The 16183-nt window shown below is 60.8% G+C and carries 14 protein-coding genes and 1 pseudogene; 7 read left to right on the forward strand and 8 right to left on the reverse strand.

Annotated features, from left to right (window positions below):
* Positions 1-9 precede the first annotated feature (9 nt).
* Positions 10-1034: pseudogene (locus J9870_RS21290) on the reverse strand (NAD(P)H-dependent glycerol-3-phosphate dehydrogenase).
* Positions 1035-1233: 199 nt separating this feature from the next.
* On the opposite strand from J9870_RS21290, the gene J9870_RS21295 reads away from it, so the two are divergent.
* The 5 genes from J9870_RS21295 (at position 1234) to fabB (ending at position 8172) form a co-directional block, all read left to right on the forward strand.
* Positions 1234-3357 carry a TonB-dependent receptor gene (locus J9870_RS21295; RefSeq protein WP_210639879.1) on the forward strand — a complete coding sequence of 708 codons (2124 nt, stop codon included), beginning with the start codon at positions 1234-1236 and terminating at the stop codon, positions 3355-3357.
* Entirely contained in the window at positions 3358-4290 is a 933-nt protein-coding gene (locus J9870_RS21300; protein WP_210639880.1) for an ABC transporter substrate-binding protein, read from the forward strand.
* On the forward strand, positions 4287-6188 hold the full coding sequence (locus J9870_RS21305) for an ATP-binding protein (protein WP_210639881.1): 1902 nt from the start codon (positions 4287-4289) through the stop codon (positions 6186-6188). Before J9870_RS21300 ends, J9870_RS21305 begins: the two co-directional genes overlap by 4 nt.
* 236 nt (positions 6189-6424) lie before the next feature.
* On the forward strand, positions 6425-6940 hold the full coding sequence (fabA, locus tag J9870_RS21310) for a 3-hydroxyacyl-[acyl-carrier-protein] dehydratase FabA (protein WP_030138344.1): 516 nt from the start codon (positions 6425-6427) through the stop codon (positions 6938-6940).
* An 11-nt stretch (positions 6941-6951) separates the two neighbouring features.
* The gene (fabB, locus tag J9870_RS21315; protein WP_210639882.1) at positions 6952-8172 is read left to right on the forward strand and encodes a beta-ketoacyl-ACP synthase I; all 1221 of its coding nucleotides are present in this window, start codon (positions 6952-6954) and stop codon (positions 8170-8172) included.
* Between the two features lie 198 nt (positions 8173-8370).
* On the opposite strand, the gene J9870_RS21320 is transcribed toward fabB, so the two are convergent.
* Positions 8371-8835 carry a DUF3859 domain-containing protein gene (locus tag J9870_RS21320; protein ID WP_210639883.1) on the reverse strand — a complete coding sequence of 155 codons (465 nt, stop codon included), beginning with the start codon at positions 8833-8835 and terminating at the stop codon, positions 8371-8373.
* A gap of 131 nt (positions 8836-8966) precedes the next feature.
* A complete protein-coding gene (locus J9870_RS21325; protein ID WP_210645369.1) occupies positions 8967-9983 on the reverse strand; it encodes an amidohydrolase family protein in 1017 nt (338 codons plus the stop codon).
* Positions 9984-10103: 120 nt separating this feature from the next.
* On the opposite strand from J9870_RS21325, the gene J9870_RS21330 reads away from it, so the two are divergent.
* Positions 10104-10964 (forward strand): pirin family protein, encoded by an 861-nt coding sequence (locus J9870_RS21330; RefSeq protein WP_210639884.1) that lies wholly within the window; start codon positions 10104-10106, stop codon positions 10962-10964.
* 153 nt (positions 10965-11117) lie between these two features.
* Here J9870_RS21330 and J9870_RS21335 read toward each other — a convergent pair whose 3' ends face one another.
* From J9870_RS21335 to J9870_RS21350, 4 genes are all read right to left on the reverse strand, one after another.
* Positions 11118-11846 carry a dienelactone hydrolase family protein gene (locus tag J9870_RS21335; protein ID WP_210639885.1) on the reverse strand — a complete coding sequence of 243 codons (729 nt, stop codon included), beginning with the start codon at positions 11844-11846 and terminating at the stop codon, positions 11118-11120.
* A 69-nt stretch (positions 11847-11915) separates the two neighbouring features.
* Positions 11916-13820, reverse strand: coding sequence for a molecular chaperone HtpG (gene htpG / locus J9870_RS21340; RefSeq protein WP_092348827.1), 1905 nt, complete (start codon positions 13818-13820; stop codon positions 11916-11918).
* Between the two features lie 87 nt (positions 13821-13907).
* Positions 13908-14369, reverse strand: a complete 462-nt coding sequence (locus J9870_RS21345) for a PaaI family thioesterase (protein ID WP_210639886.1) — start codon at positions 14367-14369, stop codon at positions 13908-13910.
* The gene (locus tag J9870_RS21350; protein ID WP_210639887.1) at positions 14366-14842 is read right to left on the reverse strand and encodes a PaaI family thioesterase; all 477 of its coding nucleotides are present in this window, start codon (positions 14840-14842) and stop codon (positions 14366-14368) included. Before J9870_RS21350 ends, J9870_RS21345 begins: the two co-directional genes overlap by 4 nt.
* A 157-nt stretch (positions 14843-14999) precedes the next feature.
* Here J9870_RS21350 and J9870_RS21355 point away from each other — a divergent pair, with 157 nt between their 5' ends.
* Positions 15000-15251, forward strand: coding sequence for a hypothetical protein (locus J9870_RS21355; protein ID WP_210639888.1), 252 nt, complete (start codon positions 15000-15002; stop codon positions 15249-15251).
* Between the two features lie 69 nt (positions 15252-15320).
* Here the strand turns inward: J9870_RS21355 and J9870_RS21360 are convergent, their stop codons facing one another.
* A complete protein-coding gene (locus tag J9870_RS21360; protein WP_210639889.1) occupies positions 15321-16058 on the reverse strand; it encodes a DUF599 family protein in 738 nt (245 codons plus the stop codon).
* Positions 16059-16183 lie beyond the last annotated feature (125 nt).

Here is a 16183-nt window from a genome sequence, read left to right on the forward strand (position 1 = left end):
GATAGAGGCTCAGTTGAAACCGCTGGTGGAAATGAAATCGACGTCGGTCTTCGGTTCGCCACGCATCAACAGTTCGATCACCTGTTCCAGCGTGCGCCCTTCGAACAGAATCGCATGCAGCCCCGCGACCAGCGGCATGTACACCCCGGCCTCCTGGGACTTGGCCTTGAGCACCTTGAGGGTATTCACCCCTTCGGCCACTTCACCCAGGCGCGACACGGCCTCGTCCAGGCTCAGGCCTTGGCCAAGGGCGAAACCGACCTGGTAGTTGCGGCTCTTGGGCGAGGAACAGGTGACGATCAGATCCCCCACTCCGGCCAACCCCAGGAAGGTCATCGGATTGGCACCCTGGCTGACGGCAAAGCGGGTCATTTCCGCCAACGCCCGGGTGATCAGCATGCTCTTGGTGTTCTCACCCATGCCCAGCGCTACCGCCATGCCAGCGATGATTGCATAGACATTCTTCAGCGCCCCGCCCAGCTCTACCCCAAACCGATCGGCGCTGGCGTAGACCCGAAAAGTACGGCCATGGAGCGCGGCCTGGACCCGCTGGCACAGTTCTTCGTCTTCGCTGGCGACCACCGTGGCGGTCAAGGCGTGCTCGGCGATTTCCCGGGCCAGGTTCGGCCCGGAAATCACACCGATCCGCGCCTTGGGGGCGATTTCCTCGAGGATCTCGCTCATCAGCTTGAAGGTCTGGGCCTCGATACCTTTGGTCAGGCTCACCAACAGCTTGCCGCTCAAGCGCTCGGCATGCGGTGCCAGGACCGAGCGCAAGGCACTGGAGGGCAAGGCGACGAAGAACAGCTCGCAAGCATCGAGGGTCGCCTGCAAGTCGGTGACCGGCTCCACTTCCGGGCGAATCTTGATGCCCTTGAGGTAACGCGGGTTCTCACGGTTGACCCGGATGGCCTCGGCCTGCTCAGGGTCACGCATCCATTGGCGTACCGAGTGGCCATTCTCGGCCAGCAGGTTAGCCACGGCGGTACCGAAACTCCCCCCCCCAGGACCGCAATCGGGCGCTGTTCAGTCATATGCAATCCGTTCATCCATACCAAGTGGCAATGCCGGGCATTATACGGAGCGGCCAGATCGCGACCAGCCCCGGCAACAATTACCCGCAGGTGTAGCAAGCTGACCACCAATTCCTAGGAAAATGCTGTCAACGTGAATGGAAAAGTCGTTCAGCTCAGTTAACATGCCCGCCATCCTTCCATTTTCAAAGGTTGTTCCGTGCCCGTCGGCCCCTCCCGTTCAGGTTCGTCACTGCTATTGGCGCTGATCATCAGCCCGCCAGTGCTGGCCGACGACTTGTTCGTGGACAGCCAGGCCCTGCCGCAAGTGCTGACCGCCACACGCCTGAAACAATCGCCGGCGGCGGTGCCGGGCAGCATGACCGTGCTCGACAGCGAATTGATCAAGGCCAGCGGCGCCCGGGACATCAGCGAACTGCTGCGCCTGGTGCCGGGCATGATGGTCGGCAACATCAGCGGCAACCAGGCCACCGTGAACTACCACGGCACCAACGCCAGCGAAGCCCGCCGCATGCAGGTGCTGATCGATGGCCGCTCGGTGTATCGCGCCGGCCTGGCCACGGTGGACTGGAGCGACATTCCGGTGGCCATGGAAGATATCGAGCGGATCGAAGTCTTTCGCGGGCCCAACACCGTCAGCTACGGCGCCAACGCGCTGATGGCAGTGGTCAACATCATCACCCGCGCGCCCGCCGACAGCCACGGCACCCGACTGAAAATCACCCAGGGCCAGCGTGGTATCAGCGATTGGTACGCCAGCCAGGGCAGCGGCTGGGAGGGCGGCGATCTGCGACTTTCGCTGTCCGGCCAGGAAGATGACGGCTTTGACAGCGACCGCAACGGCGCCGATTACCGCGACAGTCGTCGCCTGAACCGCTTCAACCTGTCCGTCAGCCAGACATTGAACGAGCAGCAAAGTATCGATTGGCAATTGAACGCCAAGGACGGGACCAATCAGCGGCCCTACACCTACCATCCAGTGTTCGCTGGGATTACAGCCGCTGGCGACAATTCCGACGTCATTGCCAAAGACTACGCCGGTTCGCTGCGCTGGAACCTGGACCTGGACCCCGACCACAGCCTTTATGTACAGGGCTCGATCCAGCACTGGGATCGCCAGCAGACCTGGCGCGCCTGCGACGCCGAGGTGTCCTTCAGCCCGCAACTGACCGACCTGTGGCAGCTCAACCCTTACTATGCCGAGAAGCTGGCGCGCAATATTCCCAGCTACCTCGGCAGCGGCGCGCCAGCCGGCACGCCACAGGAACAAGCGCTGGCCAATCAGGTGCTCGACCAATGGCGCAACGGCGCCTCGCAAACCCTGTGCGGCGATATCGACCAGAGCGCCCGGGAGTCGCGCTACGACCTGGAAATCCAGGACACCCTGAGCCTGTCCGACAGCCTGCGCCTAGTCACCGGGGCGAATTACCGCTATGACCGGGCCGACTCCGAGACGTATTTCAACGGCACGCTGGACGACACCACCTGGCGGCTGTTCGGCCAGCTCGAATGGCGGGCCAGCGAACACTGGCTGTTGCAGGGCGGGGCGATGTTCGAAGACACCCAACTGACCGGCAGCTCATTGACCCCTCGGGTGGCCGTCAACTACCTGATCACCCCGCGCCATGGCCTGCGGGCGGTATATTCCGAAGCCGTGCGCTCGCCGGACATGTTCGAGAACAACGTCAACTGGAGCTATCAGGTCACCAACCTGCAACCCACCGCCTTCGGCCAGAGCAGTGCCCGGTACTTTGTCCGGACCCGCGGCCCGGGGAATCTGGAACAAGAGCACATGCGCTCTCGGGAACTGGGCTACAACGGTTATTTCATGGAGCTGGGCCTGACAGTCGATGTGAAGCTGTTCCATGACGAAATCACCGGCATGATCAGCGAGCCGCTGCGCAACAATCAGTACATCGCCAGCAACAGCAACGAATCGCAATTCTCCGGGGCCGAGACCCAGGTCGACTGGCGCCTGACCAGCGCCGACCGCCTGCGCCTGACCTACGCCTACGTCGACGCCCTGGCCAGCAACCCCCTCGACGAACAACTGACCGCCCGCAATAGCGGCTCGGTCGGCTGGCTGCGGGATTGGGGCCAGGGCTGGAACAGTGCGCTGTTCTATTACGGAGCCGACGCCCTGAACGGCTATCGCTTCGAACGGGTCGACACCCGCCTCGCCCGGCGCATCCCGCTGGGCAAGGCCAGCCTGGAACTGGCCGGGGTCATGCAACAACGCCTGGACAACCAGCCGACGACGTTCGTCGACAACCGCTATGACGACCGTCATGTCCTGTATTTCAGTGCGGAGTTGTCCTTCTAGATGTTCCGGGGCCAACCACGCAAGACGCCATTGCATGGCCGCCTGGCGCTAGCGCTATGCCTGGTGTTTGCAGGGCTGCTGGCGACGATCGAGGCACGCGCTGCCGACATTCTGCTGACCGGCGCCGAGGATAGCCCTGCCGTGCAGTCCTTTACCCAGGCACTAAAAGCCCTGCGCCCCGAGGACACTGTGCGGTTCACCCCACTGGCCGGCTTGCCGGCGCCGGACAAGTTGCCAGGCAATGTCCGCCTGGTCCTGCTCGACCTGCCCAGCCTCGACTGGCGCCTGCAAGAAACCCGCGGGCCGGCCACGCTGGTGCTGCGCATCAGTCGCCAGCAAGCCCGGGATCGCTGGGGCGAGGCGACACCCGTGCACCTGAGCCTGCTGTGGAGCGACCCACCCATGGTGCGCCAGCTGCGGCTGATCCGCGCAATCCTGCCGCAGGTGCGACGGGTGGGCGTGCTGTTCGACGGGCACAGCGAGTTTTTGCTCAAGGACCTGCGTCAGGCCGCTCTGCCGCTGGGCCTGGAGATCGTGGCCGAGCGCTGGGACGACACCAGCGACAGCCGCCCCTTGCAAAACCTGCTGGGCCAGAGCGATGTGCTGCTGGGCCTCGACGATCCCGACCTGTACAACCCCAAGACCGTGAAAAACCTCTTGCTCAGCAGCTATGCCCGGCAACGTGCGCTGATCGGGCCGAGCGCCGCTTTCGTCAAGGCCGGTGGCCTGGCCAGTACCTACAGCGACCAGGACGATTGGCTGGCGATTCTCGACGAGCTGCTCGACCGCCCCACCACCACCTGGCCGCGCACCCTGTATCCGGCCCGCTTCAAAGTCCTGAGCAACCGGCAGGTCGCCCGCTCATTGGGGATCGAGCCGATTGACGCCGAATCCGTCGCTGCAACGCTGGCCGAAGGAGAACACCGCCCATGACCTTGCGTCGCCGTTGGGACATCAATACCCGCACCCAGCTCATCGCCCTCGGCCCGGCGTTGCTGCTGACCGTGCTGTTGATCAGCTTCTTTACCTTCGTGCGAATCCAGGACCTGCGCCAGGAACTCAATCACACCGGGCAACTGATCGCCAACCAACTGGCCCCTGCCACGGAATACGGGGTGATTTCCGGCAACAAGGAGGTGCTGGAAAGCCTGCTCGCCGCCACCCTGGCGACACCCCACGTGCGTTTCCTGGAGATTCAGGACAACACGGACAAGGTGCTGGTGTACGTCGAGCAGTCCGAACAAACCCACGACCGAGCTCAACAGGTAGAAGTGTTCCAGGCCCCGGTTCGCCTGCAACGTATTGCCCTGAACAATGATTTCCTGCAAGGCAACAGCACTTCAACCGAGGCGTCCGGCGAGGATTATCTGGGCCGGGTGATCGTCGGCATGTCCAGTGACGCCTTTAGCCAGCGCCAGCAGGAGATTCTGTTCAAAGCCGCTATCCTTGCGCTGTTCGCCCTGCTGTTCACCTTCCTGGTGGCGCGGCGCCTGGCGGCGAACCTGTCCCGACCGATCCGCGACATCGGCAACGCGGTCAAGGCGATCCAGCAAGGCGACTACAGCACGCCGTTGCCCATCGTTGACGACGGCGAACTGGGCGCCTTGTCGCGGCATATCAACAACCTGGCCGACGGGCTGGAGCAAGCCAGCCGGGAACAGCACCAGGCCATGGCGCAACTGATCAAGACCCGGGAAGAAGCGGAAAAAGCCAACAGCGCCAAGTCCGAGTTCCTGGCGATGATGAGCCATGAACTGCGCACGCCCATGAACGGCGTACTGGGCATGCTGCAACTGCTGGAAACCACCCGCATGACCGACGAGCAGCATGAGTACACGGCGCTGGCGTGCGAATCCACCGAGCACCTGTTGAAGGTGATCAACGACATCCTCGACTTCTCGCGCATCGAGCGCTCGGCCCTGGAGCTGGAGCACATCCCGTTCAACCTGGCGGAGCTGGTGGGCAGTTGCGCTCAGTCGTTCCAGCACAGCGCCGCACAACGCAAACTGGCGCTGGAGCTGCTGATTCCCGAGGACATGCAGGCCCTGCAGGTCCAGGGCGATCCGACGCGCATCCGGCAGATCCTGGTGAACCTGATCGGCAATGCACTGAAATTCACCGAGCAAGGCCGTATCACCGTGCAGTGCCAGTGGCAGGCCCTGGATCACGAACTGCTGTGGTTCACCTGCACGGTACGTGACAGCGGCATTGGTATTCCGACCGAAAGCCTGGAGCGCATGTTCGACGCCTTCCAGCAGGCCGACAGTTCGATTTCCCGGCGTTACGGCGGCACCGGCCTGGGCCTGCCGATCGCCCGCACCCTGGCCGAACGCATGGGCGGCACACTGCGGGCCCAGAGTGAAGAAGGCCAGGGGTCGGTGTTCACCCTCGAGATCCCGCTGGCCCGCTCGCGGCAAATCCCACCCCCGCTGGTGCCGCGACTGCCCAGCGGCAAGGGCGACGGCGAGGGCCGCAATGTGTTGCTGGTGGAAGACAACCCAGTGAATCAGACGGTAATCGAAGCCATGCTGCGCAGCCTGGGCTTCACCGTCAGCGTCGCCGTCGATGGCGCCCAGGCCGTGCGCAGCGCCGAAAGCCTGATTTTCGAAGCGATCCTCATGGATTGCCGGCTGCCCATTATCGATGGCTACGAGGCCACCCGGCAGATCCGTCAGTTGCCCGGTTGTGCCGAGGTGCCGATCATCGCCCTGACCGCCAATGCCTTGCAGGGCGACCGCGAAGCCTGCCTGGCGGCAGGTATGAACGATTACCTGGCCAAGCCGTTCAAAAGAGTTGACCTGCAGCAAATTCTGCAGCGCTGGGTGCATTAGTAGCCTGGGTGACTGGCGTGAAAGGCGAAAGTGCGGCAGTCTTAGGCACCCGAACAAGCCTCGATTGGGGCTTGAATAAAAATTTCAGTGCACAGGTGTACATTCATTTCCCGTGTGCTGTGACTTTCACTACAACGCAATAGTCTATGAGTAGGCTGTCGATTCGAGGCATGAACGCCTCGATCGGCCGGGAAGATTTGCCCCACCCTGCCGCATGGGACTATTGAGGAGCTCGCATGACCAAACAAAACGCCTTTACTCGGGAAGACCTGCTGCGCTGCAGTCGCGGTGAGCTGTTCGGCCCAGGTAACGCGCAACTGCCCGCCCCGAACATGCTGATGGTGGATCGCATCACCCATATCAGCGACGAGGGTGGCAAGTACGGCAAAGGTGAATTGGTCGCCGAGCTGGATATCACTCCGGACCTGTGGTTTTTCGCCTGCCATTTCGAAGGTGATCCGGTGATGCCGGGCTGCCTGGGCCTGGATGCCATGTGGCAACTGGTCGGTTTCTTCCTCGGCTGGCAAGGCCTGCCAGGCCGCGGCCGCGCCCTGGGTTCGGGCGAAGTGAAGTTCTTTGGTCAGGTCCTGCCGACCGCCAAGAAAATCACCTATAACATTCATATCAAACGCGTCCTCAAGGGCAAGCTGAACATGGCCATTGCCGATGGTTCGGTTGCCGTGGACGGTCGCGAGATCTACACCGCCGAAGGCCTCCGGGTCGGCGTTTTCACCTCCACTGACAACTTCTAAGGGTTATCCGCATGCGCCGCGTCGTTATCACTGGTCTGGGCATCGTTTCGTGCCTGGGCAATGACAAAGAGACCGTCTCCGCTAACCTGCGTGCAAGTCGCCCTGGCATCCGGTTCAATCCGGAATATGCCGAAATGGGTCTGCGTAGCCAGGTTTCCGGCTCCATTGACCTTCCCCTCGAAGAGCTGATCGATCGCAAGATCTACCGTTTCGTTGGCCATGCGGCGGCCTACGCCTACCTGGCCATGAAGGACGCCATCGCGGACTCCGGCCTGACCGAAGAGCAGGTATCCAACCCGCGCACCGGCCTGATCGCCGGTTCCGGTGGCGCCTCCACCCTGAACCAGATGGAAGCGTTGGACATCCTGCGCGAAAAGGGCGTCAAGCGTGTCGGCCCGTACCGCGTCACGCGGACCATGAGCAGCACCGTTTCCGCCTGCCTGGCCACGCCGTTCAAGATCAAGGGCCTGAACTACTCCATCGCGTCTGCCTGCGCCACCAGCGCTCACTGCATCGGCAACGCCATGGAACAGATCCAGATGGGCAAGCAGGACGTCGTGTTCGCCGGCGGCGGTGAAGAAGAGCATTGGAGCCAATCGTTCCTGTTCGACGCCATGGGCGCCCTGTCCAGCCAGTACAACGACACGCCGGAAAAAGCCTCCCGAGCCTACGACGCCAAGCGTGACGGTTTCGTCATCGCCGGCGGTGGCGGCATGGTGGTGGTCGAGGAGCTGGAACACGCCCTGGCCCGCGGCGCGAAGATCTACGCGGAAATCGTCGGCTACGGCGCCACTTCCGACGGATACGACATGGTTGCCCCAAGCGGCGAAGGTGCCATCCGCTGCATGCAGATGGCCATGTCCACCGTTGACACACCAATCGACTACCTCAACACCCACGGCACTTCGACCCCGGTTGGCGACGTCGCGGAAATGAAAGGTGTGCGCGAAGTGTTCGGTGACAAGGCGCCAGCCATCAGTTCCACCAAGAGCCTGTCCGGTCACTCCCTGGGCGCCGCCGGCGTTCACGAAGCGATCTATTGCATGCTGATGATGGAAGGCAACTTCATGGCCGGTTCGGCCAACATCGAAGAGCTGGACCCGGAAGTGGCCGACATGCCAATCCTGCTCAAGACTCGCGAAGACGCCACCATCAACACCGTGATGAGCAACAGCTTCGGCTTCGGTGGCACCAACGCTACCCTGGTACTGAAGCGCTGGCAGGGCAAGTAAGCCCCGCAATCAACGCCACACACAAAAACGCCCCGACTGGTTCGGGGCGTTTTTTTGCCTGCTCTGTACATCACGAAGTGCCTGTGGAGTTTCCCTTGTGGAGTTTCCCTCGCTCGCGATAGCAATCTGTCAGGCAACATTGATGTTGAATATCAGGTCGCTATCGCGAGCAAGCTCGCTCCCACAGTTGACTCCAATTCAGCGCACGACAAACCGCTGCTGCACCAACAACCGATCGCCCTGGAACACCATGAACCGCCACTCTCCCGGCACCACCTCATGGCTTTCGGTGAACTCGTAGGCCATGACATCCTGAGGCGCGCCGGGCACCAGTTTCTGGATGACTTCGAATTTATCGTGGCGCACACCATCGGGAGTACGGATGCCGGGGGTGAAGTACAACAGGGTCAACGGCTGATCATCGGCGACCTTGCCCGCCAACTGATAGCGCATACCAAACTTGGTGCCCAGCTTCGCCGGCACGCTTTCGGTCTGGCGGATCTGCTCGTTACTACGCCGCAGGACCCGCTCCCCCGATTGCAGCTCGGCTTTTGGCCCTTCGAAAACACCGTACTCCACCGGGCCTTCGACACGGACTTCTGCCTGAGCCAGGCCACAGGCCAACAACAGCGCGACAAATGCGCTTGAACGGGTGAGGTGCATAGTGCGCTCCTTGATTGAGATGAGCGCGAGGGTATGACGCGGGGGTGACAGGCTGATGACATAGCAATGTCCAGGGTGCCCGTCGTTGCCCTTGTGGCGAGGGGATTTATCCCCTCGCCACAAAGTCCTTTTTATCTCGGGACAGCGCGGGGCAATACCGCCAGGAAATTATCCCGCGCCACCTTGCGCGCAACGTCTTCCGGCAAGGCATCCAGGAAGGGATCGAAGCCGTGCAATTCCTTTCCGAGCTGGTTGAATCGCCCAACCACATCCGAACCCACCATAAAGCGCTCCGGGAAGCGCTCCACCAGCTTTACCCATTCGTCCCGGGGCTTGCCCGCCTCGTCCAGCAAGTACGGCGTGAGCACGCTCCAGGACAGGTCTATGTACAGATTGGGATAGGACTCGAGCATCCGGGTCAGGGTCGGCAAGAGAAAATCCAGCTGGGTCTGGTGGCGATGGATTTCCATGCTGGTGCCAGCGTGGGCCCAGATAAAGCGCGTGTGTGGATGATTACGCAGGGGTCCTTCGATTTCGGCCAGGTACAGCGGATTTTTCTCACGCTTGGAAGTGATGTTGGAATGCAGCATCACCGGCAGGTCGTTCTCGGCCGCCAGATGATAGATCCGCGTCATCGCTTCGTTGTTGGCCCGCGGGGTGTCGCCCGAAGTCAGCGCCGTGAGGTCGTCATGGCGGGTGAACACTTCGCCGATGCCTTGCCACAACCCAGGGTACAGATCGAGCATGCGCTGGATATGCGCGGCGGAGTTCTTGTCGTTGGGATTGAAACCCGACAGGAAGGGATGGAAATACGGGCGCTGCTCGACGGTCAGCTTGCCCACCGCCGCCGCGACAATCACATCGGTGGCGCTGTACCAGTAGGCATCGGCATCGTCACCGGCGTAATAGCGTGGACGCTTGGGTTCGTCCTCATGCCATTTCTTGGCCACCGGAACGCCGGAAATCATCACATGCTCGATGCGATTGTCCGTCATCGCCTTGAGCAGCTTGGGCATGCCGGCGGTTTCCTGAAAGAAATCGACGTAATGCAGGTGCGCATCGCTGTAGGTGTATTCGCGGGCCATGGCGCCGCTGCTGAAAACGGCCAGCAGCCAGGCAACGATCAGGCGGGTCAGGGGCACGGGCAGTCTCCAAAGACCATAAGCAGCGTAGACCCCGCCCGTTCGGCCTGGGTTCAAGCGGCATGTGCAGCGGCTGGCGACGACGGGTTATGCTTTGCCCATTCGCCGTTCACCCTGGAAGACACCATGACCACGCCCCTGACCGTTCGCCCCCGCGCCGAAGACGTCGAAGGCCAGCCGATTCTTCGCCCGCTGCCGTCCGCCAAGTGCCGCAACGTCGGACCTTTCGTGTTTTTCGACCACATGCTGAAAACGGCCTACCCGGCCGGTAAAGGCATGAATATCCGGCAGCATCCCCACATCGGCCTGTCCACCCTCACCTACCTGTTCGAGGGCAAACTCCAGCACAAGGACAGCCTCGGCTCTGACCAGGTGGTGGAAGCTGGTGATGTCAGCTGGATGACCGCCGGCAGCGCCATTGCCCATGTCGAGCGTACGCCCGAATCACTGCTGGGCAATGATTTCGTCATGCACGGGTTGCAAGTCTGGCTGGCCTCGCCCAAAGCCCATGAACAGGGTCCAGGGCACTACAGCCATCATCCGGCAGACAGCCTGCCAGTCAGCGATAACCTGGGGGTAGGCATCCGCATGATCGCCGGGTCAGGCTTTTGCCTGGAATCGCCGGTGCCAGTATTGTCGCCTACGCTTTATGCCGAATTGAACCTGCAAACCGCGACGACGTTGCTGATTCCCACCGAACATGAAGAACGGGCGTTGTATGTACTGAGCGGTGAGGCACGGCTTGAAGGTGAACCGGTGGAACCTCATTCGCTAGTGGTACTGCCGGTTGGCGAAGAGATGACGCTGTTTGCCGACAGTGACTGCCATGCCGTGCTGTTCGGCGGTGCGCCGTTGGATGGGCCGCGCCGGATCAACTGGAACTTCGTCTCCAGCGACCCGGCCCGGATCGATGAAGCCCGTCGGCGTTGGGCAGCCGGGGATTGGCCGACCGTGCCGGGGGAAAGTGAGCGGATCGAGTTACCCTGAGTTCAGGGTTGCCTGGCAGGCCGCCATCGCGAGCAAGCTCGCTCCCACACTGGATCGTTGCCGTTCGCAAATGCTGCGAACACCTCGGTCAAATGTGGGAGCGAGCTTGCTCGCGATGACTTCATGCCAGACGACAAGAAACCAGATCCAGACTCAGCCCTTGAACACCTCATCCAACAAGTTATGCATCGACCTGAACGCCCGCCCGGCGACCTTGGCGTTGTACATCATCTTGCCTGGTACATTGGCCTGCGGGTCGGTGAACGAATGCACCGCGCCGCCGTAGCTCAGCAGTTGCCAATCCACCCCGGCAGCGTTCATTTCGTCTTCGAAGGCCGGCAGTTGCTCTTTGGGCACCAACGGATCGGAGGCGCCGTGCATCACCAACACTGAACCCTTGATGTTCCGGGCATCCGCCGGGTTCGGTGTGTCCAGGGTGCCATGAAACGAGATCGCAGCTTTGAGCGGTGCGCCGGTACGGGCCAACTCCAGGGCACAGCAGCCACCGAAGCAGAAACCGAACGTGGCGAGGTTCGACGCATCGACCTGCGCATCGACCTGATCCTGCAACTGCTCGAGCGCCGCCTGCATGCGTTTGCGCAACAGCGCCCGGTCGTTCTTGAGCGGCATCATCGCCGCCCCGGCCTCATCGGCATTGCTCGGGCGCACAGCCTGGCCGTACAGGTCGGCAATCAACACGACATAACCGTTGGCCGCCACTGACTTGGCGATCTCCTCGGCCCCCGCCCCTACGCCCATCCAATTGGGCGCCATCAGCAAACCTGGACGGGAACCCTGCTGGCTAATATCAAAGGCCAGGCGGCCTTCATAGGTTTGACCTTCGATCTGATAGACCAGCGAACGAACCGTAACCTGACTCATGACGGACTCCTCTTGAACCGAACACCAGAAATGAAAAAACCCGCCGAAGCGGGTTTTTCCTGCACTTGATTAAGCTGACAGTTCAACCAACAGCTTGTTCAGGCGGCGAACATACGCCGCCGGGTCTTTCAGGCTGTCGCCGGCCGCCAGGGCCGCCTGGTCGAACAGGATGTGCGACAGGTCGCCGAAACGCTCTTCGCTCTGCTCGTTGTCGAGTTTTTCCACCAGCGGGTGAGCCGGGTTGAATTCGAAGATCGGCTTGGAGTCCGGGACCTTCTGGCCACTGGCTTCGAGGATCTGGCGCATCTGCAGGCCGAGGTCCTGCTCACCGATGGCCAGGATCGCCGGGGAATCGGTCAGGCGGTGCGAAACACGCACTTCGCTGACGGCATCGCCCAGGGCCGTCTTGATCCGCTCGACCAGGCCTTCCTTGCTCTTGGCGACTTCTTCAGCGGCCTTCTTGTCTTCTTCCGAATCCAGGTTGCCGAGGTCCAGGTCACCACGGGCCACGTCGACAAAGCTCTTGCCGTCGAACTCGTTGAGGTAGCTCATCAGCCACTCGTCGATGCGGTCGGTCAGCAGCAGCACTTCGATGCCTTTCTTGCGGAAGACTTCCAGGTGCGGGCTGTTCTTGACCTGTGCATAAGTTTCACCGGTCAGGTAGTAGATCTTGTCCTGACCTTCCTTGGCTCGGGCCAGATAATCGGCCAGGCCCACGACTTGTTCGCCATCGTCACCCTGGGTCGAGGCAAAGCGCAGCAGGCCGGCGATCTTCTCTTTGTTGGCAAAGTCCTCGGCCGGACCTTCCTTCATCACCTGGCCGAAATTCTTCCAGAAGCTCTTGTACTGTTCGGGCTCGTTCTTCGCCAGTTTTTCCAGCATGTCCAATACACGCTTGGTCAGCGCCGACTTCATGGAGTCGATGATCGGGTCTTTCTGCAGGATTTCCCGCGAAACGTTCAGGGACAGGTCGTTGGAATCGACCACACCCTTGATGAATCGCAGGTACAGCGGCAGGAACGATTCGGCCTGGTCCATCACGAACACACGCTGCACGTACAGCTTCAAGCCGCGTGGTGCTTCGCGCTGGTACAGGTCGAACGGTGCACGGGCCGGCACGTACAACAGCGAGTTGTATTCCAGCTTGCCTTCGACCTTGTTATGGCTCCAGCTCAGCGGGTTCTCGTAGTCGTGGGCGATGTGCTTGTAGAACTCCTGGTATTCCTCGTCCTTCACCTCTGTGCGTGGACGGGTCCACAAGGCACTGGCGCGGTTGACGGTTTCCCATTCCACTTCCGGCTTTTCTTCGCCTTCGGCAGCGGTGACTTCCTTCGGCAGCTCGATCGGCAGCGCGATATGGTCGGAGTACTTCTTGATGATGTTGCGCAGGCGCCAGCCATCGGCGAACTCGTCTTCGCCGGACTTGAGGTGCAGCACGATGCGGGTACCGCGATCAGCCTTGTCGACGGTGGCGACTTCAAACTCGCCCTCGCCCTTGGACGACCAATGCACGCCTTCGCTCGCGGCGAGGCCGGCACGGCGGCTGAACACTTCGACCTGATCGGCAACGATGAACGCGGAATAGAAACCAACGCCGAACTGACCGATCAGGTGGGAATCTTTCTTCTGGTCGCCGGAGAGGTTTTTCATGAAGTCGGCGGTGCCAGATTTGGCGATGGTGCCCAGGTGCGTGATCACCTCTTCGCGGCTCATGCCGATGCCGTTGTCTTCGAGGGTGACGGTTTTCGCGTCCTTGTCGAAGCTCACACGGATTTTCAGCTCAGCGCCGCCTTCCAGCAGTTCAGGCTTGGACAGGGCTTCGAAACGTAATTTGTCGACAGCGTCAGAGGCGTTCGAAATCAGCTCGCGAAGGAAAATTTCCTTATTTGAATACAGCGAGTGAATCATCAGGTGCAGCAGTTGCTTCACCTCGGTCTGGAAGCCCAGGGTTTCCTTTTGAGTTTCCACGCTCATGGTCATCAAACTCCAAGTGGATGGTGGTGTCCGCCTCGCTGAGATTGGCGGCGGGATGTCCTCAAGGTGGGGGCAACGGTGATGATTTCAAGAGCGATCGGTTTTTGCCGGCTCCTGGATTTTGAAATGCGCCCGGGCGGTGGCAATGGGTTCGGCTTCGGCGTCCTGCCAAGCGGTGATCGCGACATTGGCCACCCGTCGGCCCTGACGCCAGACCTGGCACTTGGCATAGGTGTCGCGAAACTGCCCGGCGCGCAGGTAATCCAGGGAGAAGTCGATGATTTTTGGCACGCCCGGTGCGCCCGTGGTAACCAGTAGATAAACGGCAGCCGACAGTTCCATGAAACCGGCAATGACCCCGCCATGGATCGCCGGCAGTAAAGGGTTACCAATGTTGTCTTTGTTGGCCGGCAGGCGAAACAGCAGCCCGTCGCCCTGGCGCGAGCATTCCACGCCAATGAGTTGCGCATAGGGGATCGAGGCCAGCAGCAGCGTGTAGTCGCCCTGCTCACAGGCCTGGCGCAGTTGTTCCGGGGTGACATCGCTCATGGCTTGTCCACCACAGCCGTCGGGCCGCCCGTTTTGATGCCCCTGGCGTGCTGGCCCAGGCGCATGAAGGTGCCCACGACATGGGCGATGGGTTGCTCGGGGTCGTCCTGATAGGCGAAACCACGGCTGAAGATCACGTCCGGGGTGACTCGGTAGCATTGGGCGAAGCCGTAGACATCCTTGTGGGGCTCGGCGGCGTGCATGTAGTCGATGCGCAGGTCCAGGGTCGGACAGACCTCGAACTGCGGCAGCACACACAGGGTCGACATGCCGCATGCGGTGTCCATCAGCGAAGTCAACGCGCCACCATGGATGATGCCTGAGAGCGGGTTTCCGACGATCCGGGGGCTGTAGGGCAGGATCACGGTCAGCCCATCGCGACTGGCGCTGTGCAGTTTCAAGCCCAGTACCTGGCAATGCCTGAGTGCGGATAAAAAGCGTGTCGCACGCTCAAAAACGGGATCTTCGGCCATTCGGTTAACGCTCCAGTGAGTGACAAGACCTGACAACAGGCGCGATCCACAAAGTTCCATCGCAGTGCAAAGTTATATATCTGTTACGTAACAGGAACTTAATCCGAGGGCCGGCGTTCAAAAGGCCAGTAGTTATTTCCATAAGGAGAAACACCCCATGCGTAAGACTTTTGCTATTGCCTTGATGTTGGCCGCCTCCCTCGGTCTCGCTGCCTGCGATAAAAAATCCGAGGACAAAGCTCAAGATGCCAACCAACACGCTGAGCAAGCTCAGCAAGACATGAACAAAGCACAGGATAAAGTGAACGACGCGGCGAAAGAAAACGCCGAAGCCGCCAAAGCTCAGGCTGAATCGAACGAAGCCGCTGCGAAGGAACAAGCACCTGCTACCGCGCCTAAAACCAACTGATACGGTTTTAGTGACAAAAAGAAACCCGCCTGGTGCGGGTTTTCTTTTGCCTGGGATTTAGCTGATCGATCAGGCGGCCTCTTTACCGACTTCAGACGCTGGAGCTTCCGTCGGGGTATAGACCATGACGTCGAGAACGTCGGAGTGAAACTCGCGCTGATACAACACAAACACCACACCAGCACTCATCAGCATGAATAACCAGGGGCTGACGAACCACGCCAACATGGTCATGCCGAAATAATAAGAACGCAGGCCGAAGTTGAACTGGTTGGCCGCCATGGAAATCACCCGCGCCGCCCTGAGTGCAAAGGCCTTGCGCTCCTGCTCCGAGACATGACGCTCGCCGATCATCGGCGCCGAACCGATCAGGACCGCCGCGAAGTTGTATTGGCGCATACACCAACTGAAGGTGAAAAACGCGTAGACAAACACCAACGCCAGGCACAGCAACTTGACCTCCGCCATCCCCTGGGAAGCCTGCTGCACCATCGGCAGGTCCGCGAGCAACGACACCGCCCGATCGGACGCCCCGAGTACCGTCAGGATACCGGCCAGGATAATCAGCGTACTGGAGGCGAAAAATGACGCGTTGCGCTCCAGGTTACCGATCACGCTGGCATCGGCGATGCGGTTCTCGCGCAGCAACATGCGGCGCATCCAATCTTCGCGATACAGGTGCATCACGCTGGCCAGGCAGGCGGTGTCGCGAGCTTTCCAGGTGGCATAACGGGTGTAGCCGCCCCAGCAGATGATGAACCAGGCGGCGGCAAGCAGATGAATCAAGTTGGCTTGGATGAATGACATTCGATTTCCTGTATGTCTAAGAACATGACGTCTAAAGCCAGACGTGCCTTGAAATACAGACCTGTGGGAGCGAGCTTGCTCGCGATAGCGATATAACTGCCATCTCATCGCCGACTGATCCGACG

This window comes from Pseudomonas sp. Tri1 (assembly GCF_017968885.1).
Lineage (GTDB): Bacteria > Pseudomonadota > Gammaproteobacteria > Pseudomonadales > Pseudomonadaceae > Aquipseudomonas.